Source organism: Massilia sp. DD77 (assembly GCF_036961685.1).
GTDB lineage: Bacteria > Pseudomonadota > Gammaproteobacteria > Burkholderiales > Burkholderiaceae_D > Telluria.
The window spans coordinates 1-23,548 of record NZ_JBAMDH010000017.1; the positions used below are offsets into that span (position 1 = coordinate 1).

At 65.4% G+C, this 23,548-nt stretch carries 22 protein-coding genes; 20 read left to right on the forward strand and 2 right to left on the reverse strand.

Annotation, left to right across the window (positions count from 1 at the left end):
- The 5 genes from V7778_RS11690 to trpA all read left to right on the forward strand — a co-directional run.
- A partial coding sequence (locus tag V7778_RS11690) for a FimV/HubP family polar landmark protein (protein ID WP_335555360.1) occupies positions 1-2,545 on the forward strand: 2,545 nt, incomplete at its 5' end.
- The gene (truA, locus tag V7778_RS11695) at positions 2,542-3,342 is read left to right on the forward strand and encodes a tRNA pseudouridine(38-40) synthase TruA (protein ID WP_335555361.1); all 801 of its coding nucleotides are present in this window, start codon (positions 2,542-2,544) and stop codon (positions 3,340-3,342) included. The genes V7778_RS11690 and truA, both read left to right, overlap by 4 nt.
- Positions 3,290-4,069, forward strand: a complete 780-nt coding sequence (locus V7778_RS11700; RefSeq protein ID WP_335555609.1) for a phosphoribosylanthranilate isomerase — start codon at positions 3,290-3,292, stop codon at positions 4,067-4,069. The genes truA and V7778_RS11700 overlap by 53 nt, the downstream gene beginning before the upstream one ends.
- The gene (trpB, locus tag V7778_RS11705) at positions 4,053-5,297 is read left to right on the forward strand and encodes a tryptophan synthase subunit beta (RefSeq protein WP_335555363.1); all 1,245 of its coding nucleotides are present in this window, start codon (positions 4,053-4,055) and stop codon (positions 5,295-5,297) included. Before V7778_RS11700 ends, trpB begins: the two co-directional genes overlap by 17 nt.
- A gap of 51 nt (positions 5,298-5,348) precedes the next feature.
- The gene (trpA, locus tag V7778_RS11710) at positions 5,349-6,149 is read left to right on the forward strand and encodes a tryptophan synthase subunit alpha (RefSeq protein ID WP_335555364.1); all 801 of its coding nucleotides are present in this window, start codon (positions 5,349-5,351) and stop codon (positions 6,147-6,149) included.
- Positions 6,150-6,241: 92 nt separating this feature from the next.
- On the opposite strand, the gene V7778_RS11715 is transcribed toward trpA, so the two are convergent.
- Positions 6,242-6,520 (reverse strand): hypothetical protein, encoded by a 279-nt coding sequence (locus V7778_RS11715; protein ID WP_335555365.1) that lies wholly within the window; start codon positions 6,518-6,520, stop codon positions 6,242-6,244.
- 244 nt (positions 6,521-6,764) lie between these two features.
- Here V7778_RS11715 and accD point away from each other — a divergent pair, with 244 nt between their 5' ends.
- From accD to V7778_RS11750, 7 genes are all read left to right on the forward strand, one after another.
- Positions 6,765-7,637 carry an acetyl-CoA carboxylase, carboxyltransferase subunit beta gene (gene accD, locus V7778_RS11720; RefSeq protein WP_211519112.1) on the forward strand — a complete coding sequence of 291 codons (873 nt, stop codon included), beginning with the start codon at positions 6,765-6,767 and terminating at the stop codon, positions 7,635-7,637.
- 72 nt (positions 7,638-7,709) lie between these two features.
- On the forward strand, positions 7,710-9,008 hold the full coding sequence (folC, locus tag V7778_RS11725) for a bifunctional tetrahydrofolate synthase/dihydrofolate synthase (RefSeq protein WP_335555367.1): 1,299 nt from the start codon (positions 7,710-7,712) through the stop codon (positions 9,006-9,008).
- A 14-nt stretch (positions 9,009-9,022) separates the two neighbouring features.
- Positions 9,023-9,919: an SPOR domain-containing protein gene (locus tag V7778_RS11730; protein WP_335555369.1), complete on the forward strand. Its 897-nt coding sequence runs from the start codon at positions 9,023-9,025 to the stop codon at positions 9,917-9,919.
- A gap of 16 nt (positions 9,920-9,935) precedes the next feature.
- Entirely contained in the window at positions 9,936-10,424 is a 489-nt protein-coding gene (locus tag V7778_RS11735; RefSeq protein WP_211519115.1) for a CvpA family protein, read from the forward strand.
- A gap of 53 nt (positions 10,425-10,477) precedes the next feature.
- Entirely contained in the window at positions 10,478-12,001 is a 1,524-nt protein-coding gene (purF, locus tag V7778_RS11740; RefSeq protein WP_335555371.1) for an amidophosphoribosyltransferase, read from the forward strand.
- A 7-nt stretch (positions 12,002-12,008) separates the two neighbouring features.
- On the forward strand, positions 12,009-13,250 hold the full coding sequence (locus V7778_RS11745) for a cystathionine gamma-synthase family protein (RefSeq protein ID WP_335555373.1): 1,242 nt from the start codon (positions 12,009-12,011) through the stop codon (positions 13,248-13,250).
- Positions 13,251-13,365: 115 nt separating this feature from the next.
- The gene (locus V7778_RS11750; RefSeq protein WP_335555375.1) at positions 13,366-14,103 is read left to right on the forward strand and encodes a tetratricopeptide repeat protein; all 738 of its coding nucleotides are present in this window, start codon (positions 13,366-13,368) and stop codon (positions 14,101-14,103) included.
- A 166-nt stretch (positions 14,104-14,269) separates the two neighbouring features.
- Here V7778_RS11750 and lexA read toward each other — a convergent pair whose 3' ends face one another.
- Entirely contained in the window at positions 14,270-14,902 is a 633-nt protein-coding gene (lexA, locus tag V7778_RS11755; RefSeq protein WP_335555377.1) for a transcriptional repressor LexA, read from the reverse strand.
- A 419-nt stretch (positions 14,903-15,321) separates the two neighbouring features.
- Here lexA and rpsF point away from each other — a divergent pair, with 419 nt between their 5' ends.
- The 8 genes from rpsF (at position 15,322) to pulA (ending at position 23,514) form a co-directional block, all read left to right on the forward strand.
- Positions 15,322-15,708, forward strand: a complete 387-nt coding sequence (gene rpsF, locus V7778_RS11760) for a 30S ribosomal protein S6 (protein WP_020656856.1) — start codon at positions 15,322-15,324, stop codon at positions 15,706-15,708.
- A 34-nt stretch (positions 15,709-15,742) separates the two neighbouring features.
- Complete coding sequence (gene priB, locus V7778_RS11765) at positions 15,743-16,033, forward strand: primosomal replication protein N (RefSeq protein ID WP_335555384.1); 291 nt, start codon at positions 15,743-15,745, stop codon at positions 16,031-16,033.
- Between the two features lie 30 nt (positions 16,034-16,063).
- Positions 16,064-16,354: a 30S ribosomal protein S18 gene (rpsR, locus tag V7778_RS11770; RefSeq protein ID WP_036249492.1), complete on the forward strand. Its 291-nt coding sequence runs from the start codon at positions 16,064-16,066 to the stop codon at positions 16,352-16,354.
- Between the two features lie 38 nt (positions 16,355-16,392).
- On the forward strand, positions 16,393-16,845 hold the full coding sequence (gene rplI, locus V7778_RS11775; RefSeq protein ID WP_211519121.1) for a 50S ribosomal protein L9: 453 nt from the start codon (positions 16,393-16,395) through the stop codon (positions 16,843-16,845).
- Between the two features lie 118 nt (positions 16,846-16,963).
- Positions 16,964-18,361 (forward strand): replicative DNA helicase, encoded by a 1,398-nt coding sequence (locus V7778_RS11780; RefSeq protein WP_442920719.1) that lies wholly within the window; start codon positions 16,964-16,966, stop codon positions 18,359-18,361.
- A 107-nt stretch (positions 18,362-18,468) separates the two neighbouring features.
- On the forward strand, positions 18,469-19,095 hold the full coding sequence (locus tag V7778_RS11785; protein WP_335555396.1) for a DUF47 domain-containing protein: 627 nt from the start codon (positions 18,469-18,471) through the stop codon (positions 19,093-19,095).
- Between the two features lie 24 nt (positions 19,096-19,119).
- Positions 19,120-20,130, forward strand: a complete 1,011-nt coding sequence (locus tag V7778_RS11790) for an inorganic phosphate transporter (RefSeq protein WP_335555397.1) — start codon at positions 19,120-19,122, stop codon at positions 20,128-20,130.
- A 276-nt stretch (positions 20,131-20,406) separates the two neighbouring features.
- On the forward strand, positions 20,407-23,514 hold the full coding sequence (pulA, locus tag V7778_RS11795) for a pullulanase-type alpha-1,6-glucosidase (RefSeq protein WP_335555399.1): 3,108 nt from the start codon (positions 20,407-20,409) through the stop codon (positions 23,512-23,514).
- Positions 23,515-23,548: the final 34 nt, after the last annotated feature.

Here is a 23,548-nt window from a genome sequence, read left to right on the forward strand (position 1 = left end):
TGCTCCGGCAGAACGCCAGGCCGCGCCGGCCGACGGCGCCGCCGCGCCGTCGAGCTACCGCGTGCGCCCAGGCGACACCCTGGGCCGCATCGCGACCAAGCTGAAGCCGGCCGACATCTCGCTCGACATGATGCTGGTGGCGCTGTACCGCGCCAATCCGGACGCCTTCATCGGCAACAACATGAACCGCCTGAAGTCGGGCCAGATCCTGAGCGTGCCGGACAACCAGGCTATCCGCGGCACCGGCGAAGGCGAAGCGCGCGGCGTGGTCGTGGCCCATGCGGCCGACTTCAACGCCTACCGCAACAAGCTCGCCGGCCAGGTCGAGACCGCGGCTCCGAGCCGTGCACCGCAGGCCGGCCAGAGCGCCACCGGCAAGGTCACCGCCAAGGTCGAGGAACGCCCGACCGCCGCCAACGAATCGCAAGACCAGCTGCGCCTGTCGAAGGCCGTGCCGGGCGCCAAGGGCGGACCGCAGGGCGCGACCGCCAGCGTCGAAGACAGCATCGCCAAGCAGAAGGAACTGGACCAGGCCCAGGCCCGCGTCAAGGAGCTCGAGAAGAACGTCAACGAGCTCGAGGACCTGATGACCGTGAAGAGCCGCTCGGGCAGCGAAGCGCAAGGCGCCGCTGCCGGCGCTGCCGCCGGCGCCGCCGCGGGCAAGGTGGCGACCCAGGACGCCGAACCGGCCCCGGCCAGGAAACCGGCCGCCAAGCCCAAGGCCAAGAAGCCGGTGCAGGAAGAGCCGACCCTGGCCGACAAGCTGATGGACAACATCGCCTACATCGGCGCCGGCGCCGCCGTGCTGCTGCTGGCGGGCCTCGGCCTGTCGCAGCGCCGCAAGCGCAAACCGGCCCCGGACAAGGTGGCCATCACCGAGCCCTCGGTACTGGGCGTGCCGGCCCAGGCCGCGCACTCGCTGTTCGCCGAAACCGGCGGCCAGAGCGTGGACACCAACAACAGCGTCTTCAATTCCAGCTTCGCGCCTTCGGCCAGCCAGCTCGACACCAATGAGGTCGATCCGGTGGCGGAAGCCGACGTCTACATCGCCTATGGCCGCGACGCCCAGGCCGAGGAAATCCTGAAGGAAGCCCTGCGCGTGCATCCGGAGCGTCACGCGGTGCGCCTCAAGCTGCTCGAGATCTACGCCGCCCGCAAGGACCTGCGCGCCTTCGAGGGCCAGGCCACCGAACTGCAGGGTCTGACGCGCGGCCAGGGCGACGAGTGGGCGCAAGCCGCCGCGCTCGGTCTCTCGATCGACCCGCTGAACCCGCTGTATGCGGGCGCTTCGCCGGTGGCGCCGCCGTCGCCGCCGTCGCCGCAGGAACGCACCCAGCAAACCCTGCTGTCGCAGCAGCTCGAAGACGCCTTCCGCGGCGGCGCTCCGGCGGCCGCGGCGCTGGGCGCCGGCGCCGCTGCCGGCATGATGCTCGACAAGGACACGGACGCCGACCGTACCGCGGTGCCGGCGTCCGACGCCGACGCCACGGCGCGCACCGACGACGGCGCACTCGACTTCGACCTGGGCGGCCTGACCTTCGAGCCGGTGGGCGGCGGCGATGCGATCGCCATGCCGGGTCCGGATAGTAAGGCCGGGGCCGGCGCCGATGCGACCGCGGTGCCCGCGTTCGACTTCAGCCGCGACCCGGTCGAGCCGGTCACCGCGGCGCCAGCCCCGGCCGCCGAGACGACCGCGGCGGACGACGCGTTCGACCTGTCCTTCGACATGAACTTCGACCAGCAGGCCGCCGAGCAGCCCGCGCAAGCGCCGGCTGTCGAGGAAGACGACGACTTCACCCTCGACCTGAGCCCGCAGGCCGCCCGGCCGCTGCCGGTGGACCACACGGTCGACATGCAGGGCCTGGCCAAGGAATTCGACGGCCTGCCGTCGCTGCCGGCCCTGGCCCAGGAAGCGCCTGCCGCCAAGGCGGACGAGATGAACGATCCGCTGTTCGACCTGGACAGCATGGACTTCGGCGCGCCGGCCGCGGCCAGCGACGTGGGCAACGCAGCGGCCGCACCGGCCTTCGAGGAAGCGCCGGCGATCCGTCCGGCGGCTGACACGGCGTCGGCGTCGGCGTCGGAAGATCCGCTGTTCGATCTCGACACCATGGACTTCGGCCTGCCCGAGACCCCGGCCGCGCCGATCGCCGCGCAAGAACCGGCGCTTGAAGACGACCCGTTCGCGCTGCCGGACGTGCCGGCCGCCGCGCCCGCCCAGGCCGCGACCCCGTCGCCGGGCGTGCCGCTCGAGCCGAGCTTCGACCTGGCCGACTTCGACCTCGAACTGCCGGGCGCGGTGCCCGCGAACGCCTCCGCCGTGCAGCAGTTCGACGCCGCCGAGATCGCCGACGTGACCGAGGTGAACCAGGTCGCCGAGCTGTCGCCCGAGCACATGGAAATGGAAACCAAGCTGGACCTCGCCATCGCCTACCAGGAGATCGGCGACAAGGAGGGCGCACGCGAATTGCTGGATGAAGTCATCAAGGGTGGCAGCAGCGAACAGGTGAGCAAGGCCAGCGCGATGCGCGAGCTGCTTGCGTGAGGCGCATCGCACTCGGAGTCCAGTACGTCGGCACGGGCTGGAACGGCTACCAGAAGCAGCCCGCGCGCAACACGGTCCAGGACCAGCTCGAGATCGCCCTCGAGAAGTTCGCGACCGTCCCCCTGCACACCACCTGCGCCGGCCGCACCGACGCAGGCGTGCACGCGATCGAGCAGGTGGTCCATTTCGACACCGAGCTCGACCGTCCGTCCCAATCCTGGGTACGCGGCGTGAACGCCTTCCTGCCCGACACCATCGTGGTGCGCTGGGCCCACGAAGTGGCGCCGGACGCGGAAGGACAGGACTTCCACGCGCGCTTCTCGGCGCGCTCGCGCACCTACCACTACGTGCTCTACAACCATGCCAACCCGTCCGCGCTGCTGGCGGACCGGGCAGGGTGGGTGTTCCGCCCGCTGGACGTGGAGCGCATGCGCGAAGCCGGGCAGTACCTGATCGGCACCCATGATTTCTCGGCCTTCCGGGCATCCGGCTGCCAGGCGAACACGCCGGTGAAGGACATGCACGAGGTGAGCATCAAGCGCCACGGCGACATCATCGTGTTCACCGTGCGCGCCAGCGCCTTCCTGCACCACATGGTGCGCAACATCGTCGGTTCGCTCATCTACGTGGGCACGGGCCGCAACGCGCCGTCCTGGATGGCCGAGGTGCTGGCGAGCCGCTCGCGCGACGTCGCGGCCCCGACCTTCATGCCGGACGGCCTGTACTTCGCCAGGATCGAGTACGATCCCAAGTGGGGACTGCCGCAGGAAGACGCGCCGCCCCTGCCCTGGCTATGATTCGCCGGCACTAAGGACGAGCAAAAGGAAGCACATGCAGCGCACCCGCATCAAGATCTGCGGCATCACCCGCGAGCAGGACCTGCGCGCGGCGGTCGATGCCGGCGCCGACGCCCTCGGCTTCGTGTTCTATCCCAAGAGCCCGCGCTACGTCACGCCCGCGCGTGCGGCCGAGCTATGCGCGGGGCTGCCGCCTTTCGTCGGCGCGGTGGCGCTGTTCGTCAACCCGACCCTGGAAGAAGTGCGCGCGGTGGCCGAGGCGATGCCCCTGTCGCTGATCCAGTTCCACGGCGACGAAACGGACGAGCAGTGCGCGCACATCGCCGCGGCGCTGCGCCGGCCCTACGTGCGGGCCTTCCGCGTAAAACCGGACACGGCGCCCGCGGCTTTGCTAGAATGGGAAGCTGCAAACCGCGCTGCCAGTCCCTGGTTCTCGGGCGTCCTGCTCGACACCTACGTGGACGCCTACGGCGGCGCAGGAAAGGTCTTCGATTGGTCTCTTATTCCAAAAGAGCTCGCGCCTCGGGTCGTTTTGAGTGGTGGCTTGAGCGTACACAACGCGACTGACGCGGTGGTACGTGTTCGTCCCTTCGCCGTCGACGTCAGCAGTGGCGTCGAAGAGGGCAAGGGAATCAAGGACGCCCGCAAGATCGCCGGCTTTATCGCCGCGGTGCGGGCTGCCGATGCCACCCCCTCTAGTGAGTCCAGCCATGAAAGAAGTTCCTAGCCGCGGCGCCGCCGCACTGTTCAAGACCCCCGATTATCCGCTGCCCGACCAGGCCGGCCATTTCGGCCCCTATGGCGGCAGCTTCGTCGCCGAAACCCTGTCGCACGCGCTGGCCGAGCTGAACGAGGCCTATGCGCGCTATGCGGCCGATCCGATTTTCCTCGAGGAGTTCCGCTACGAGCTGGCCCACTTCGTCGGCCGCCCGTCGCCCGTGTACCACGCCCGCCGCTGGTCCGAGCTTGCCGGCGGCGCCCAGCTCTACTTCAAGCGCGAAGACCTGAACCATACCGGCGCGCACAAGATCAACAACGTGATCGGCCAGGCCCTGCTGGCGCGCCGCATGGGCAAGCAGCGCATCATCGCCGAAACCGGCGCCGGCCAGCACGGCGTCGCCACCGCCACCATCTGCGCCCGCTTCGGCCTGGAATGCGTGGTCTACATGGGCGCGGAAGACGTCAAGCGCCAGGCCCAGAATGTCTACCGCATGAAGCTCCTCGGCGCGACCGTGGTGCCGGTGGAATCGGGCTCCAAGACCCTGAAGGACGCGCTCAACGAAGCGATGCGCGACTGGGTCACCAATATCGAAAACACCTTCTACATCATCGGCACCGTGGCCGGCCCGCACCCGTATCCGATGATGGTGCGCGACTTCCAGTCCGTGATCGGCGAGGAATGCCGCGTGCAGATGCCCCAGATGACGGGGCGCCAGCCGGACTACGTGGTCGCCTGCATCGGCGGCGGCTCGAACGCCATGGGCATCTTCTATCCCTACATCGGCGAGCCGGGCGTGCAGCTGGTGGGCGTCGAAGCGGCGGGCGAGGGGCTGGACTCGGGCAAGCACGCGGCCTCGCTCACGGCCGGGATGCCGGGCGTCCTGCATGGCAACCGCACCTATTTGCTGCAGGACGAGAACGGCCAGATCATCGAGACCCATTCGGTGTCGGCGGGCCTGGATTATCCGGGCGTGGGGCCGGAACACGCGTGGCTGAAGGATTCGGCGCGCGCGCAGTACGTCTCGATCACGGACGAGGAAGCGCTGCAGGCTTTCCACGACTGCTGCCGCATCGAAGGCATCATTCCGGCGCTCGAGTCCTCGCACGCGATCGCCTACGGCGTCAAGCTGGCGGCGACCCTGCCGAAGGACAAGCTCATCCTGGTCAACCTGTCGGGCCGCGGCGACAAGGACATGCACACGGTGGCGGCGCGAATGGGGCTGGATTTCAGCTGAACGGCTGACTCTCTTTTTTCGCACACTTCACCGAACATAGAAAGAACAAGCATGTCCCGTATCGAACACACCTTCAACGCGCTGAAGGCGCAGCACAAGACCGGTCTCGTCACCTTCATCACTGCGGGCGACCCCGGGCCCGAACTCACCGTCCCGCTGATGCACGCCTTGGTGGAAGGCGGCGCGGACGTCCTGGAGCTGGGCGTCCCGTTTTCCGATCCGATGGCCGAGGGCCCGGTGATCCAGCGCGCCTGCGAGCGCGCGCTCAAGTTCAACATCGGCCTGAAGGACGTCTTCGGCTTCGTGCGCGAGTTCCGCAAGAACGACCAGACGACGCCGGTGGTCCTGATGGGCTACGCCAACCCGATCGAACGTATCGGCCCCGACAACTTCATCCGCTGCGCGAAGGAAGCCGGCGCCGACGGCGCCATCGTGGTGGACTACCCACCGGAAGAGTGCGCCGAATTCGCCGACGCCATGCGCGATAACGGCCTCGACCTGATCTTCCTGCTGGCGCCCACCTCGACGGTCGAGCGGGTCAAGCAGGTGGCCAGGTACGGCAGCGGCTTCAGCTACTACGTTTCCCTGAAAGGCGTGACCGGCGCCGGCAGCATCGACACCGCCGACGTGGCGCGCCGCGTGAGCGCGATCCGCGAGCACGTGAAACTGCCGATCGGCGTCGGCTTCGGCATCCGCGACGCCGCCACGGCGAAGGCGGTCGCCGAGGTGGCCGACGCGGTCGTGATCGGCAGCCGCATCATCCAGGAGCTGGAAAACACGCCGCAGGAAAACGCCGTCGAAGCCGTCCGCACGTTCACCGCCGGCATCCGCAGCGCCCTCGACGCCCGCTAATCGCCCCCGGGCAATAGCCCAACAATCGGGGTCAGAGTCGAATTGTTGGGAAATTCCCCAAAGTTGTTAAACAATTCGACTCTGACCCTCATTTATTGCTGAGGAAACAACTTTTCAGCAATTAGGGTCGGAGTCGAATTATTGGGAAATTGTCGGAAGTTGCCAAAGAATTCGACTCCGACCCCATTTGTTCTCTGGGCTTGGGCGGATTTGTTCTTGCGTGCCTGGCAGGCGCGCTGACCGCCTGGATCGATATCCCCGTTGCGGCCCGGGTCGGCGGCTTCGAATTCGCCACCGCCGAGGTATCGAGCTGACCAGAAAAATGGGGTCAGAGTCGAATTGCTGGGAAATTCCTCAAAGTTGTCGAACAATTCGACTCTGACCCTAATTTATTAACTTGGAAATAAGGTTTACGCAATGAGGGTCAGAGCCGAATTGTTGGGAAATTGTCAAAAGTTGGCAAAGAATTCGACTCCGACCCTCGTTTCCGGAGGGGGAGAAGGGAGGGTGGGGAGGCTTGTCGGAATGATCATTGTCGGCTTGCTATGATTCGACAAGCCGGGCCTGAGCGGCTACACTACCGCCACCTGAAAGATTTGCCGCAAAGGAGATAAGATGAGTTGGTTGGAAAAACTGCTGCCCCCTCGGATCCAGCGCTCCGATGCCGCCAAGAGCAAGACCATGCCCGAAGGGTTGTGGGTCAAGTGCCCGTCGTGCGAGTCGGTCCTCTACCGCGCGGACCTCGAGTCCAACCTCCACGTCTGCCCCAAGTGCGATCACCACATGCGCATCCGCGCCCGCGAGCGACTCGATGGACTGCTCGACGAAGGCGGCCGCTATGAGATCGGCCAGGAAGCCCTGCCGGTCGATACCCTGAAGTTCAAGGATTCCAAGAAGTACCCGGACCGCCTCAAGCAGGCCATGGACGCCACCGGCGAGACCGACGCCCTCATCGTGCAGGGCGGCTCGATCATGAGCCTGCCGGTCGTGGTGGCCTGCTTCGAGTTCGAATTCATGGGCGGTTCCATGGGCTCGGTCGTCGGCGAACGCTTCGCCCGCGGCGCGCAAGTGGCCCTGGAGCAGAAGGTTCCCTTCATCTGCATCACCGCCACCGGCGGCGCGCGCATGCAGGAAGGCCTGCTGTCGCTGATGCAGATGGCCAAGACCACCGCCATGCTGACCAAGCTGTCGGAAAAGAAGCTGCCTTTCATTAGCGTGCTGACCGACCCGACCATGGGCGGCGTCTCGGCGTCCTTCGCCTTCATGGGCGACGTCGTGATCGCCGAGCCGAAAGCCCTGATCGGCTTCGCCGGCCCGCGCGTGATCGAGAACACCGTGCGCGAAAAGCTGCCGGAAGGCTTCCAGCGCGCCGAGTTCCTGGTCCAGAAGGGCGCCGTCGACATGATCGTCGACCGCCGCAAGATGCGCGAAGAAATCGCGCGCCTGCTGGCCCTGCTGCAGAACCAGGCTGCCGAAGTTCTGGCCTGATCCATCCCTGGTGCGGCGCGCCTGAAACGTGCCGCACCGTGCGCTCCCGCGCACGCCTTCCCAGACGTACACATGCCCACTCTCCCGACCACCTTGCCCGACTGGCTGGCCCTGCTCGAGTCGCGCCATGCCGAAACCCATATCGACATGGGCCTCGACCGTGTCCGCGCCGTCAAGGAGCGCATGCAGCTGGCCTTCTCCTGTCCCGTGATCATGGTGGCGGGCACCAACGGCAAAGGCTCGACCTGCGCCATGCTCGAAGCCATGCTGCTGCAGTCGGGCTACCGCGTCGGCCTCTACATCAAGCCGCACTTCCTCGACTTCAACGAGCGCGCCCGCATCAACGGCGAGATGGCCTCGGATGAAGCCCTGGTCGAGGCCTTCCATGCCGTCGAAGCCGCGCGCGGCGAGGTGTCGCTGACCTATTTTGAATTCACCACCCTGGCCATCATGCACTTGCTCTCAACAAGCGGCGTGGACGTGGCCATCCTGGAAGTCGGATTGGGCGGCCGCCTGGACGCCGTCAACGTGGTCGACGCCGACGTGTCCATCGTGACCAGCATCGACATCGACCATACCGCCTACCTGGGCGACACCCGCGAGAAAATCGGCTTCGAGAAAGCCGGCATCTTCCGCCCGGGCAAGGTGGCGATCTGCAGCGACCCGGTGCCGCCGAGCACCCTGATCCAGCATGCCGCCGACATCGGGGCCGACCTCTGGCTGCTGGGCCGCGACTTCAACTACCAGGGCGACCAGCAGCAGTGGAGCTACGGCGGCCGCAGCCAGCGCCGCAATTCGCTGGCCTATCCGGCCCTGCGCGGCGCCAACCAGCTGCTGAATGCCTCGGCCGCGCTGGCCGCGCTCGAAGCCCTGCGCATGGAGTTGCCCTGCGGCGCCCAGGAAGTGCGCGCCGGCCTGGCGATGGTCGAGCTGCCGGGACGCTTCCAGGTGCTGCCGGGCCGCCCGACCCAGGTGCTGGACGTCGCCCACAATCCGCATGCGGCGGCGACCCTGGCCCAGAACCTGGGCAACATGGGCTTCCACCGCTTCACCTATGCCGTGTTCGGCATCATGGAAGACAAGGACATCGACGCCGTGATCGCGCCGATGGCCGGCATCATCGATCACTGGTGCGTGGCCGACCTCGATTCGCCGCGCTCGGCGAAGTCCGCGCAGCTGGCGGAAAAGCTGGCCGCCTTGAAGCCGGCCGGCGCGAAAGAGGACGATTTTTCGGTGTCCGCCTTCGCCAATCCGGGCGAGGCCTATGCGAATGCCCTCAGCCGCGCAGGGGAGAATGATAGAATTGTGGTCTTTGGCTCGTTCTACACCGTTGCAGGCGTGATGGCGGCCCGCAAATCCTCTCTTCACTGATCGACTGAAAACGCATGGGCTTGTTCTCGTTCGGCAATAAAAACAAGCAAGAAACTGTCCGGGACAGCGGCCATTTCGTCAAGGATGACGATGCCGCGATTGGCGAGCGCGCCCGCTCCAAGCGCGCCTCGCATGCAGGCGAGGGCGCGCGGCGCGGCCGCGGTCCCGATCCGGTGCTGCCCGAAAAAAAACGCGCGCGCCGCCGCCTGGTGGGCGCCATCGCCCTGGCCCTGGCGGCCGCGGTCGGCCTGCCGATGCTGCTCGATTCCGAGCCCAAGCCGCTGGCCGGCGACATCGCCATCCACATCCCGTCCAAGGAAAAGGCCGCGCCGCTGCCGGTACCGGCCGAGCCCGTCCCTGCGGCAGAGAGCGTGGACAGCGGCGAGGAAATCGTCGATGTCCCGCCCGATGCCCCGCCGCCGAAGGCCGCTCCCGCCGCCGCCGAGCCGCCGCCGGTGCGCACCGTCGAGACAGTCAAACCGGATCCCGTCAAACCCGAGCCTTCGAAGGTCGAGCCCAAGCAGGAGGCCGCGAAACCCGAACCGGCGCGCAAGCCCGAGCCGGAAAAACGCGAACTCGACAAGAAACCCGCCAAGCCCGCCGAGCCCAAGGTGGCCGAGAAGCCGCGCGCCGACGACAGCGCCCGTGCGATGGCCATCCTGGAAGACAAGCCGGCGGTCAAGGCCGAAGGCCCGGCCCCGCGCTACGTGGTGCAGGCCGCCGCGCTGGGGAGCCAGGAAAAGGCCGCGGAACTGCAAAGCCGCCTGCGCGCCGCCGGGGTGTCGTCCTTCACCCAGAAGTCCGGCGACCTGGTCCGTGTGCGCGTGGGTCCGTTCAGCAAGGAAGAGGCGGAAAAAATACGCGCCAAGCTGAGCGGCATGGGCTTGTCCCCCACGATGCTGCCTTTGTAAGATGGGTTGAGCAGGCGTGACGATTTTCGATTATCTTGTCCTGTTCGTACTGGTTTCGTCCGTTGTCATCAGCACCCTGCGCGGGCTGGTCAAGGAAATCCTGTCGCTGCTGGGCTGGATCGTCGCCTTCGTGGTGGCGAACGCCTACGGGGCCAAGCTGGCGCCCATGCTGCCGGAACTGATTCCGGGCGAGACGGCGCGCCTGATCCTGGCCTTCATCGTCTTGTTCCTGGGCGTGCGCATCTTGATGGGCCTGTTGTCCCTGGCGATCGGCGCCCTGGTGGAAGCCACCGGCCTGAGCCTCGCCGACCGTGGCCTGGGAGGATTATTCGGCTTGGCGCGCGGCATTGTAATCGTGCTCGCCGCCGTCATATTGTGTGGGATGACAGCCATCCCGCAACAGCCTTTCTGGAGAGACGCGCTGCTGTCGCCCATGGCCGAAACCGGCGCGCGCACCGTCAGGCCCTTCCTGCCCGCTGCGCTGGCGCAGCACGTCAGATACTGAACCGAATTTTGAAGTTTTTCGCAATCAAGCAGTCCAGTTTTTAGGAGCGCACCATGTGTGGCATCGTCGGCGTCGTCTCGCACTCTCCCGTCAACCAGCTTCTGTATGACGCATTGCTGCTGCTGCAGCACCGCGGCCAGGATGCGGCGGGGATCGCGACCAATCACAGCAGCATGTTTTCCATGTTCAAGGCCAACGGCCTGGTACGCGACGTGTTCCGTACCCGGAACATGCGTTCGCTGCAAGGTAACACCGGTATCGGCCACTGCCGTTATCCGACCGCGGGCTCGTCGAGCGAGGAAGAGGCGCAGCCGTTCTACGTGAACGCGCCCTTCGGCATCACCCTCGCGCACAACGGCAACCTCACCAACCAGGCCCAGCTCAAGGACGAGCTGTTCCGGATCGACCGCCGCCACATCAATACCGATTCCGATTCGGAGGTGCTGCTCAACGTGCTGGCCCACGAAGTCCAGGAAGCGGCCGACGGCTTCACCCTGAACCCGGACGCCGTGTTCACGGCGGTCGCCGCCGTGCACCGCCGCGTCAGGGGCGCCTACGCCGTGGTGGCGCAGATCGCCGGCCACGGCATGCTGGCCTTCCGCGACCCCTTCGGCATCCGCCCGCTGTGCATCGGCGTGAACGAGACCGAGCAGGGCAAGGAATACCTGGTGGCCAGCGAATCCGTGGCCCTGGAAGGCCTGGGCTTCCGCTTCGTGCGCGACATCGCGCCGGGCGAAGCGGTCTTCATCTCGAATGACGGCGCCCTGCACGAGCGCCAGTGCGCAGAGAACCCGTCGCTGAACCCGTGCGCCTTCGAATTCGTCTACCTGGCGCGTCCCGATTCGGTCATCGACGGCGCCTCGGTCTACGCCACCCGCCTGCGCATGGGCGAATACCTGGCCGACAAGATCCGCAAGGAGATTCCGGTCGACGAGATCGACGTCGTGATGCCGATTCCGGATTCCTCGCGTCCGGCCGCGATCCAGCTGGCCCTCAAGCTCGGCGTGGAATACCGCGAAGGCTTCATCAAGAACCGCTACATCGGCCGCACCTTCATCATGCCGGGCCAGGGCATGCGCCGCAAATCCGTGCGCCAGAAGCTCAACGCGATCAGCTCCGAATTCAAGGACAAGAACGTGCTGCTGGTCGACGATTCGATCGTGCGCGGCACCACCAGCCGCGAGATCGTGCAGATGGCGCGCGAAGCGGGCGCCCGCAAGGTGTTCTTCGCCTCGGCCGCGCCGCCGGTGCTGTACCCGAACGTGTACGGCATCGACATGCCGACCCGCGACGAGCTGATCGCCCACGGCCGCACGGTCGAGGAAGTCTGCACCGAGATCACCGCCGACCGTGTGGTCTACCAGGACGTCGACGCGCTGAAGCGCGCGATCTCGGACGTCAACCCGGCGCTGAAGAACTTCGAGGCCTCGTGCTTCGACGGCGTGTACGTGACCGGCGACGTGACCCCGGAATACCTCGACAAGCTGGAATCGGCGCGCCACAACCCGAGCAAGGCCACGGTCGAGGATCCGGTGCGCACTCAGCTCAACCTGAATCCGCCGGTCGCCGCCGAGTAGGTTCGCCATGACCGAGTCCAACAAGTACGGCTTCACCACCACGATCCTGCACAATGATCGCCGCAAGGCGATCGAGCAGGGCTCGCTGCACAAGCCGGTGCACACCTCGGTGGCCTTCGGCTACGGCGATGCGCGCCAGCTGGCCTCGGTCTTCCAGGGCAAGGAACCGGGCTTCCGCTACGGCCGCCAGGGCAACCCGACCGTCGGCGCGCTCGAGGACAAGATCACGAAGATGGAAGACGGTGTCGCCTCGCTGTGCTTCGCCACCGGCATGGGCGCCATCGGCGCGCTGTTCCAGGCGCTGCTCAAGGCGGGCGACCACATCGTCTCCTCGTCCTTCCTGTTCGGGAACACCAACAGCCTGTGGCAGACGGTCGCGGGGCAGGGCGTCGATGTCAGCTTTGTCGACGCCACCGACGCCGGCCAGGTCGAGGCGGCGCTCACGCCGAACACTCGCCTGGTGTTCGTCGAGACCATCGCCAATCCGCGCACCCAGGTGGCGGACCTGGCCCGCATCGGCAAGCTGTGCCGCGAGCGCGGCATCCTTTACGTGGTCGACAACACCATGACCACGCCTTGGCTGTTCCGCCCCAAGGCGGTCGGCGCCGGCCTGGTGGTCAATTCGCTGACCAAGTCGATCGGCGGCCACGGCATCGCGCTGGGCGGCGCCCTGACCGACACCGGCCTGTTCGATTGGAGCGCCTATCCGAACATCGCCCAGAATTTCCGCAAGCAGCCGCCGCAGGCCCAGGGCATGGCCCAGCTGCGCGCGAAGGCCTTGCGCGACTTCGGCGCGGCGCTCGGTCCGGAAGCGGCCCACCACATCGCGGTGGGCGCCGAGACCCTGGCGCTGCGCATGGAACGCACCAGCGCGAACGCCCTGGCGCTGGCCCGGATGCTGGAGGCCGATGAGCGGGTCTCCGCGGTCCACTATCCGGGCCTGGCTTCGCATCCGCAGAACGGCATCGTCAAGGAGCTGTTCCGTTCGGGCGGTTCGCTGCTGTCCTTCGAGCTGAAGGAAGGCATCGACTGCTTCGACTACCTGAACCGCCTCAAGCTCGGCATCCCGGCCAGCAACCTGGGTGACACCCGCACCCTGGTGATCCCGGTGGCGCATACCATCTTCTTCGAGATGGGCGCGGAGCGCCGCGCCAGCATGGGCATCGCGGAGTCCCTGATCCGCGTCTCGGTGGGCATCGAGGACACCGACGACCTGCTGGCGGACTTCCGCCAGGCGCTCGGCGCGTAAATACCGGGCCGACTGCATGCCGGCCCCGTTCCACGCCGTTTTTGTTTCAGCGGTTGAGCAGGGTGGGGGAATGCCGCTATCATGGGCCTTCGATTTGCTACCTTCATCGCTGCCCATGAAACGCTCCCTGTCCGTTCTCGCCTTCTCCCTCCTGCTGTCCACCACCGCCCTTGCAGGTCCGCTCGAAGACGCCCATGCCGCCTTCGCCAAGAAGGACTACCCGGCCGCGCTCAAGCTGTACACTAAACTGTCCGACGCCGGCAATCCGGAAGCGCAGCAGCACCTGGCGCAGATGTACTGGTATGGCGAAGCGGGGCAGGTGGACGAGGCCAAGGCCGAGGCCCTGTTCCGCAAGGCGGCCGCCAAGGGCAACAAGGTGGCGGCGGCCTCGCTCGAGGTGATGAAGCAGCGCGTGGAGCGCCGCGCGGACATCGACTACTGGGTCAAGGGCTACGACGGTTCGGAACTGAGGTCCGGCGAGTTCGCCTGCAAGGCGCCGCGTATTCCCAGCATGTCCAAGATCAACGAGGAGATCGACCGCGTCAGCGGCGCGGTCACCACCTGGCAGAACTGCTACAACAAGTTCGTGACGAACCTGAACGCATCCTCACCGCTGACCAAGAAGATCCCGGCGGATATCGCCAAGCTGATGAGCAAACAGGAGACCGAGGCGGCCCAGGCTCACCTGGAGCGGGTGCGCGAGAACCTGGCGGAAGAGGCGAAGGTGAGTTCCAAGCTGATCCTGGCGGATTTCGCGGCCTGGCGCGCGGCGACCGAGGCGTATGTGGCGGAGCACAATGCGATGATCAAGAATAGTGCGGGGGATGGGTCGATCAAGTCGAAGGTGAAGTGAGCGTGCCTGGCTGATCCAGCAAACCTGGGTCCCCGCCTGCGCGGGGATGACGTTAATTTAAGGTGATGAGTATCCCGAGCCTACGACTTTGGCCGCGCTATCAAATCCGTCGTCCCCGCGAAGGCGGGGATCCAAGTTCGTAGCGCAGAGTTACCGCAACAGGCACTTAGTGCCAGCTACGCATCAACCCCACCGCCAGCCCCTCGAGCGCGAACTCGTCGCCCGGTTCCACCCGGATCACCTTGAAGTCCGGATTCTCCGGCAGCAGCTCGACGGTATTGCCCGTCTTGCGGTAGCGCTTGACGGTGACTTCCTCGCCGATGCGGGCGACGATGATCTGCCCGTTCTTGGCGCTGTCGATCTTCTTCACCGCCAGGAAGTCGCCGTCGCAGATGCCCGCGTCGCGCATCGACCAGCCCTTGACCTTCAGCAGAAAGTCCGGCCGCGCCGAGAACATGGCGGCGTCGACGCTATAGGTGGCTTCCACGTGTTCCTGGGCCAGGATGGGCGAGCCGGCGGCCACGCGGCCGACCAGGGGCAGGGACATCATCAGGGCCGGCGGCGGCATCGGGATCTGCTCGACGCTGGCGCCGACCAGGCGGATACCGCGCGAGGTGCCCGGCGAAATCTCGATCGCGCCCTTGCGCGCCAGGGCCTGCAGGTGCTCCTCGGCCGCATTGGCCGACCGGAAGCCTAGTTCAGCCGCGATTTCGGCGCGTGTCGGCGGGAAGCCGGTGTTTTCGATCGCTTCCTTGATCAGGTTGAGGATCTGTTCTTGCCTTGCAGTGAGCTTGATCATGGATGTGGTACGGCAATGGTTATAGGAGCAGACTGTATTTTTGTACAGTATTCTGGTATGCGCAAGGGGAAACGCGCGAAAAGTGTAAAAAAATTGTGCAGCGCGGGGTGGGGAGGGCGGATTTCCGTGGTTCGCACGCAAACTTGGATCCCCGCCTGCGCGGGGATGACGTTGATCGGCGAAATCGGAAGATCACTCTCCGGGGCTTCGGCTCGCGCCCTTCGCACGTCATCCCCGCGAAGGCGGGGACCCAAGTCCGTAGCAAACCGCCAACATTATTCGAGCGCAGCGAGCCCCCTCGACCCAACATACCATTTCCCATCCCCGTACTTTTCAGGCTATAATCGAAGGCTTTCCCTTCCCACACTCGTCTTGACGCCGAGGTGGGCATTTGTTTAAACGTCCTCAAGGAGTGTTGCATGCGTCATTATGAAATCGTTTTTATCGTCCACCCGGACCAGAGCGAGCAAGTCCCGGCGATGATCGAGCGTTACAAGACCACGGTGACCAGCCGCGGCGGTAACATCCATCGCGTGGAAGACTGGGGCCGTCGCCAGATGGCTTACCAGATCCAGAAGCTGCCGAAGGCACACTACATCTGCATGAACATCGAGTGCGACAACGAGACCCTGGTCGAGCTGGAAACCGCATTCAAATTCAATGATGCCGTCCTGCGTCATCTGACCGTTAAGATGAAGAAGGCCGAAACCGCACCGTCGCCGATGATGAAGTCGGTCCAGCGCGAAGACGCAGCCAAGAGCCACCGCGCAGAAGCAGCAGCCGCTGCCCCGGCCGCAGCTGCTTAAGTTTTTCTCCAGGAATCCATAGTATTCGGTAGTAGTGAACCAGCTCGAGCTCGAAGCGACCATCGCCGAGCGTGATGTCCTGCGCTACACCCCGGCCGGCGTACCCATCGTGTCCGCCATCCTGATGCATAGTAGCCAACAGGAAGAAGCCGGAGTCGCCAGGCTCGTCGAGTTTGAAATCCCCGCCTTTGCGGCGGGTGAGATTTCAGGCAGGTTCGGCAGCGCGGAACTCGGCGCCAGCTACCGCTTCACCGGATTCCTTGCAAAGAAAAACCGCAACAGCAAAGCCCTGGTGTTTCACATCATTGATTTTCAAGCCGCTTAAGCGGCATTAGATAGATACAGGAGCCTCAAAATGGCATTCGGTAAAAAGTTCGACAAAAACAAAGCTAAAGAAAAACTCAAGCGCAAGCAGCAGAACCCGCTGTTCAAGCGCAAGAAGTTCTGCCGCTTCACCGCCGCCGGCGTGGAACAGGTGGACTACAAGGACGTCGACACCCTGAAGGACTTCGTCCAGGAAAACGGCAAGATCATGCCGGCACGCCTGACCGGCACCAAGGCGCACTACCAGCGCCAGGTTGACACCGCCATCAAGCGCGCCCGCTACCTCGCGCTGCTGCCGTACACCGACCTGCACAACGCCTAATCGTCGGCCACGACAGTCAAAAGATCCTGGAGAAAAATATGCAAGTCATTCTGTTGGAAAAAGTTGTTAACGTCGGCAACCTGGGCGACGTGGTGAAAGTCAAGGACGGTTACGCACGTAACTTCCTGATCCCGCAAAAAATGGCGCGCCGCGCTACCCAGTCGGCTGTGGCCGAGTTCGAAGCCAAGCGCGCCGAACTGGAAAAGGCTGCCGCTGAAAAGCTGGCCGCTGCCCAGGCGCAAGGCGACAAGCTGAGCGGCATGACCGTCACCATCGCCCAGAAAGCCGGCGTGGACGGCCGTCTGTTCGGTTCGGTCACCAACTTCGACATCGCCGAAGCCCTGAGCAAGCAAGGCTTCCCGGTCGAGAAGTCGCAGGTTCGCCTGCCGACCGGCCCGCTGAAGACCACTGGCGAGTTCCCGATTGCCGTCGCGCTGCACACCGACGTCGTCTCGGAAATCACCATCGCCGTCGTCGGCGAAGCTGCTTAATTAGCCGTTTCGACACAGCTAAGCTGTTGTTGTATAAAAGAAAAAAGCCGGGTTCGCCCGGCTTTTTTTATTGGCAACTTTCACCAATTATTTCAGCCGTGTGACCGGAGCAGGTATAATGCCCGCCATGAACGCCGCCCCCGCCGATCCGCAAATCGAATCCCTGCGCATCCCGCCGCACTCCATCGAAGCAGAACAGTCCGTCATCGGCGGCTTGCTGCGCGATAACGCGGCCTGGGACCGGATCGCCGATTTCATGCACGCGGACGACTTCTACCGCTACGACCACCGGATCATCTTCGAACAGATGGTCCGCCTGATCAATTCGGGCAAGCCGGCGGACGTCATTACCGTCTACGAGGCCTGCAACCAGCTCGGCAAGGCCGAGGAGGTGGGCGGCCTGCAATACCTGAACGCGATGGCGCAGAACACGCCGTCCGCGGCCAACATCCGCCGCTATGCCGAGATCGTGCGCGACCGCGGCATCCTGCGCAAACTGATCACCGTCGCCGACGAGATTTCCGGGAATGCCTTCAATCCGCAGGGCAAGGAAGTCAAGCAGATGCTCGACGAAGCCGAGTCCAAGATCTTCGCCATTGCCGAATCCGGAGCGCGCGGCGCCCAGGGCTGGAATCCGATCCAGCCCCTGCTGACCCAGGTGGTCGAGCGCATCGACGAGCTGTACTCGCGCGAGAACCAGGGCGAGATCACCGGCGTGCCGACCGGCTTCATCGACCTCGACCGCATGACTTCGGGCCTGCAGCCGGGCGACCTGGTCATCGTCGCCGGCCGTCCCTCGATGGGCAAGACCGCGTTCTCGGTCAACATCGGCGAGAACGTCGCGATCGAAGCCGGCCTGCCGGTGGCCGTGTTCTCGATGGAGATGGGCGGCGCCCAGCTGGCCATGCGTATGCTCGGCTCGGTCGGCCAGCTCGACCAGCACCGCCTGCGTACCGGCCGCCTGAACGACGAGGACTGGCCGCGTCTGACGCACGCCATCCAGAAGATGAACGACGCCCAGCTCTACATCGACGAGACGCCGGCGCTGAACCCGATCGAGATGCGCGCCCGCGCGCGCCGCCTGGCCCGCCAATGTGGCAAGCTGGGCCTGATCATCGTCGACTACCTGCAGCTGATGCAGGGCAGCCAGCCGGGCGACAACCGTGCGTCCGAGATCTCCGAGATCTCGCGTTCGCTCAAGGGCCTGGCCAAGGAACTGCAATGCCCGGTCATCGCCCTGTCCCAGCTGAACCGCTCGCTGGAACAGCGCCCGAACAAGCGTCCCGTCATGTCCGATCTGCGCGAATCCGGCGCTATCGAACAGGATGCGGACGTGATCATCTTCCTGTATCGCGACGAGGTCTACAACCCGGACTCGCCCGACAAGGGAACCGCCGAGATCATCATCGGCAAGCAGCGTAACGGTCCTATCGGCGCGGTGCGCCTGACCTGGATCGGCCAGTACACCAAGTTTGGTAATTACAGCGGTAACCTCGCCGTCTACCAGGGCGACTAGGTTTCAGCTGGGTTTCAAAACATCGCACATTTAGTCATTACCTTCAGGCCGCCGCCGATCCGGTGCGGCGGTTTCGAAGTCCCAAGAGATTCACAACGGAGAACAATATGTTTGGACGCCTGATGCCCCAGGAGGGCAAGTTTTTTGACCTGTTCAACCAGCACGCAGCCCTCTGCGTGAAGGGTGCGCAAGAGATGGTTGGCCTGATGACCAACTTCGACGACCTCGAAACCCGCACCCACGCTGTGGAGAGCATCGAAAAACAGGCTGACAAAATCACCTACGCGACCGTCGACCTGCTGCACAAGACCTTCATCACCCCGCTCGACCGCGACGACATCCACAAGCTGATCACCCGCATGGACGACATCCTCGACATGATGGAAGACGCGGCCCAGACCATCTCGCTGTACGACCTGCACGCGGTGACCCCGGAAGCGGCGCGCCTGGCCGAACTGTGCCTGTCGGGCTGCCTGAAGGTCCAGGAAGCGGTCGGCCTGCTGCACGACATGGGCAACGCCCAGAAGATCGTCGCCATCTGCGAAGAGATCGACCGCTTCGAGTCGGACGCCGACCACGTGATGCGCGCCGCCATGTCCAAGCTGTTCCGCGACGAACCGGACGTGCGCAACCTGATCAAGATGAAAGCCATCTACGAAATCCTCGAGACCGTCACCGACCGCTGCGAGGACGTGGCCAACATCATCGAAGGCATCATCGTCGAGAACGCATAACGCGGCCAGAGAACAAGAATAATTATGGAATCTCTACATATCAGCATTTACGTGCTGGGCATGCTGGTGCTGCTGGCGCTGGTGTTCGACTTCATGAACGGTTTCCACGATTCGGCGAACTCGATCGCCACCGTGGTGTCGACCGGCGTCCTGAAGCCCCAGACCGCGGTCGCCATGGCAGCCTTCTTCAACTTCATCGCGATCTTCGTGGTCAGCATGAAGGTGGCGCAAACGATCGGCAAGGGCACCATCGACCCGCACGTGGTCGACCACTACGTCATCTTCGGGGCGCTGGTGGGGGCGATCACCTGGAACATCATTACCTGGTACTACGGCATCCCGTCCTCGTCCTCGCACGCGCTGATCGGCGGCCTGGTCGGCGCCGCGGTGGCCAAGTCCGGCACCGGCGCGCTGATCGCCGGCGGCCTGATCAAGACCGTGGTGTTCATCGTGGTGGCGCCGATGCTGGGCTTCATCCTGGGCTCGACCATCATGCTGCTGGTCTCGTGGATCTTCGTGAAGTCGACGCCGCGCAAGGTGGACGTCTGGTTCCGCCGCCTGCAGCTGGCGTCGGCGGCCGGCTACTCGCTCGGGCACGGCGGCAATGACGCGCAAAAAACCATGGGCATCATCTGGATGCTGCTGATCGCCGCCGGCGTCACCAGCCCGGACGACGCCCTGCCGCCGATGTGGGTCATCATCTCGTGCTATGCGGCGATCGCCTTCGGCACGCTGTTCGGCGGCTGGCGCATCGTCAAGACCATGGGCCAGAAGATCACCAAGCTCAAGCCTGTCGGCGGCTTCTGCGCGGAGACCGGCGGCGCCATGACCCTCTTGATGGCCAGCTTCTTCGGTATCCCGGTCTCGACCACCCACACCATCACCGGCGCGATCGTCGGCGTGGGCGCTTCGCAGAAGATGTCGGCAGTGCGCTGGGGCGTGGCCGGCAACATCGTCTGGGCCTGGGTCTTCACGATCCCGGCATCGGCCTTCATGGCGGCGGTGGCCTGGTGGATCGGCACCCACATCATGTAATGCCTGCCTGGTTGGCGCAAAAGCGGAGCCGAGGCTCCGCTTTTTTTTTGCCCGTAGGCTTGGCGGCTTCACCGCCGAGGCGTTCGGCCGCCACTCGAACGACCAAACGGCTTGGACCCTGCCGACCCTGCGATCATGTTGTCGTTCGCATACACACTCCTTTACATTTTTGCTAACGCTAGTAGTAATATTACACAGTAGCCGCTGGCCATCGCTGCCGCCGGTACCGAAGCCTCTCAATGAAGGCAGCGTAAACAAAAACAAACAGGAGACACAATGTCAAACGGACGTAGTTTCACTTCACGCCTGCGCGTACTCGCGGCCGTGCTTGCCGCAGGGGGGCTGCTGGCCGCCTGTGGCGGCGGCGCCGAGCCCGGCGCGGCCGGCATGTCGGCCACCCGCAGCCTGAGCGCCGCCACGGCCCTGGCCGCCGAGGCCGTGGCGCCCGGCAGCATCCGCATCCACTTCCGCCGCATCCAGGGCGACAGCGCCCAGTGGGGCGTGTATTCCTGGGACGGCCCGCAGAACCCGAGTTCGGCCTGGATCACCGACCGCTTCATGTTCACCAGGAGCGACGGCTTCGGCGGCTACGTCGACATCCCGCTGGCCGCGAACAAGACCGCGCTCTGGTTCCTGGTCACGGACGGCAACGGCACCAAGAACTGCGGCGCCGACCAGCGCGCCGGCCTGCATGCCGACGTCTACGAGAAAGGCCAGGAGATCTGGCTGCTGGAAGGCGACTGCACCGTCTACACCGCGGCGCCCGCGATCAGCCTGGGCAACCTGGCGAGCGCCAGTGCCCATTGGCTGTCGGCGCGCCACCTGGCCTGGCCGGGCGTGCCCGCCGCCGGCAGCTACCGCCTGTACTACGCAAGGGAAGGGGGGCTGGGTTCGAGCACCGAGGGCGTGACCGGCGCCGAGGGCAGTTTCGCGCTCCAGCCATCGAGCCTGCCGCACCTGCTGCGCCAGAAATTCCCGCACCTGGCCGGCGCGACCGGCCTTGAGCTGTCGACCTCCGACGCCACCCAGGCCGCCGCCTTGGCCAGCGCCCAGTTCGCGATCGCGCAGTTCGGCGCGGACGGCCGCCTGGTCCAGGTGACCTCGCTGCAGAACGCCGGCATGCTGGACGAGGTCTTCGCGGCCAAGGCCATCAACGCCCAGCTGGGCGTTTCCTTCGACCGCGCCGGCGTGCCGACCTTCCGCGTATGGGCCCCGACCGCGCGCTCGGTGGCGCTCGACATCTATCCGGACGCCAGCTCGCCTGCGGCCACCCAGGTGCCGATGACCCGCGACGCCGCTAGCGGCCTGTGGACCTATACCGCCCCGAACGCGGCCTGGACCAACCGCGCCTGGTACACCTACACCGTCAAGGTGCTGTCGCGCTGGGCGAACAACGCGGTGGTCACGAATACGGTGACCGATCCGTATTCCGTCAGCCTGAACGCCAACGGGCGCCGCAGCTTCGTCGCCAACCTCGACAGCGCCGCGCTCAAGCCGGCCGGCTGGGACGACCAGCGCAGCCCCAGGCTCGAGCACCCGGCCGACATCTCGCTGTACGAGCTGCACGTACGCGACTTCAGCGCCAGCGACGAAACCGTGCCGAGCGCCCACCGCGGCAAGTACCTCGCCTTCGCCGACCGCGATTCGAACGGCATGCGCCACCTGAAGTCGCTGCAGAAAGCGGGCCTGAGCCACGTGCACCTGTTGCCGGTGTTCGACATCGCCAGCGTCGACGAGACCGGCTGCGTCACACCCGTCATCCCCAACGCGGCGCCGGACTCGGAGAGCCAGCAGGCGGCGGTGGACGCGGTGCGCGACAGCGACTGCTTCAACTGGGGCTATGACCCGGTCCACTACAACGCGCCGGACGGCAGCTACGCGACCAACGCCAACGACGGCGCGACCCGCGTGCGCGAGTTCCGTTCGATGGTGCAGGCCCTGCACGAAACCGGCCTGCGCGTGACCATGGACGTGGTGTTCAACCACACCAGCGGCTCGCAGCAGGGGCCGACGTCGGTGCTGGACAAGATCGTCCCGGCCTATTACTACCGCCTGAACAACAACGGCGCCATCCTGAACGACAGCTGCTGCGCCGACACCGCGGCCGAGAACGCGATGATGGGCAAGCTGATGATCGACTCGGTGGCGCTGTGGGCGAAGCACTATCAGGTCGACAGCTTCCGCTTCGACATCATGGGCTTCGCACCGCTGGACCTGATGAAGCGCCTGCAGGTGGAAGTGAACCGCGCCGCCGGCCGCGAGATCTACCTCTACGGCGAAGCCTGGAACTTCGGCACGGTGGGCAACGACGCGCGCTTCGTGCAGGCGCGCCAGGCCAACATGTTCGGCAGCGGCATCGGCTCCTTCAACGACCGCCTGCGCGACACGGTGCGCGGCGGCGGCTGCTGCGACGGCGGCGCCAACCTGGTAAGCCAGCAGGGCTTCATCAACGGCGTGTGGTACGACCCGAACGGCCAGGCCAGCCAGTCGAAGGACGATGCGCTGCGCCTGGCCGACCTGGTGCGCGTGGGCCTGTCCGGCACCTTGCGCGACTACCGCTTCATCGACCGTTTCGGTGCGCTGCGCAGCAATGCCCAGATCGACTACTTCGGCCAGCAGGCCGGCTTCGCGGCGGCGCCGAGCGAGACCATCAACTACATCGAGGCGCACGACAACCAGACGCTGTTCGACATCAACGCCTTGCGCCTGCCGCAGCAGACCAGCGTGGCGGACCGGGTGCGGGTGCAGAACCTGGGTGCGGCCATCGTGCTGCTGTCGCAGGGCGTGCCCTTCATCCATGCGGGCCAGGAGATCCTGCGTTCGAAGTCGCTCGACCGCGACAGCTACAACGCCGGCGACTGGTTCAACCGCCTCGACTACAGCTACGGGTCGAACAACTTCGGCGTCGGCCTGCCGATGGCCGGGGTCAACCGCGACAACTGGTGGGTGATGCAGCCGGTGCTGGCCAATCCCCTGATCAAGCCGGACAGCCGCGCGATTCAGGCGGCCAGGGCGGCGTTCGAGGAATTCCTGGCGATCCGCAAGGACAGCAGCCTGTTCCGTATGCGCAGCGCCCAGGACGTGAGCGAGCGCCTGCGCTTCTTCAACACCGGCCCGGACCAGCAGCCCGGCCTGGTGGTGATGCGCATCGACGGCGAGCAGCCCTACCGCTACCGCGACGCCCAGTACCGCAGCGTGGTGGTGCTGTTCAACGTCGACAAGGTGGCCAAGACCATTGCGATTCCCGAGCTGAAGGGACGCAGGCTGTCGCTGCACAAGCTGCAACGCAAGTCGGATGACGCGGTAGTCCGGGCTTCGTCCTACGAGCCCGCCAATGGCAGCTTCACGGTTCCGGCGCGCACCGCGGCGGTGTTCGTGGAGTAAAAGCGGTTGAACAAGAAGGGGTAAGGAAAAAGGG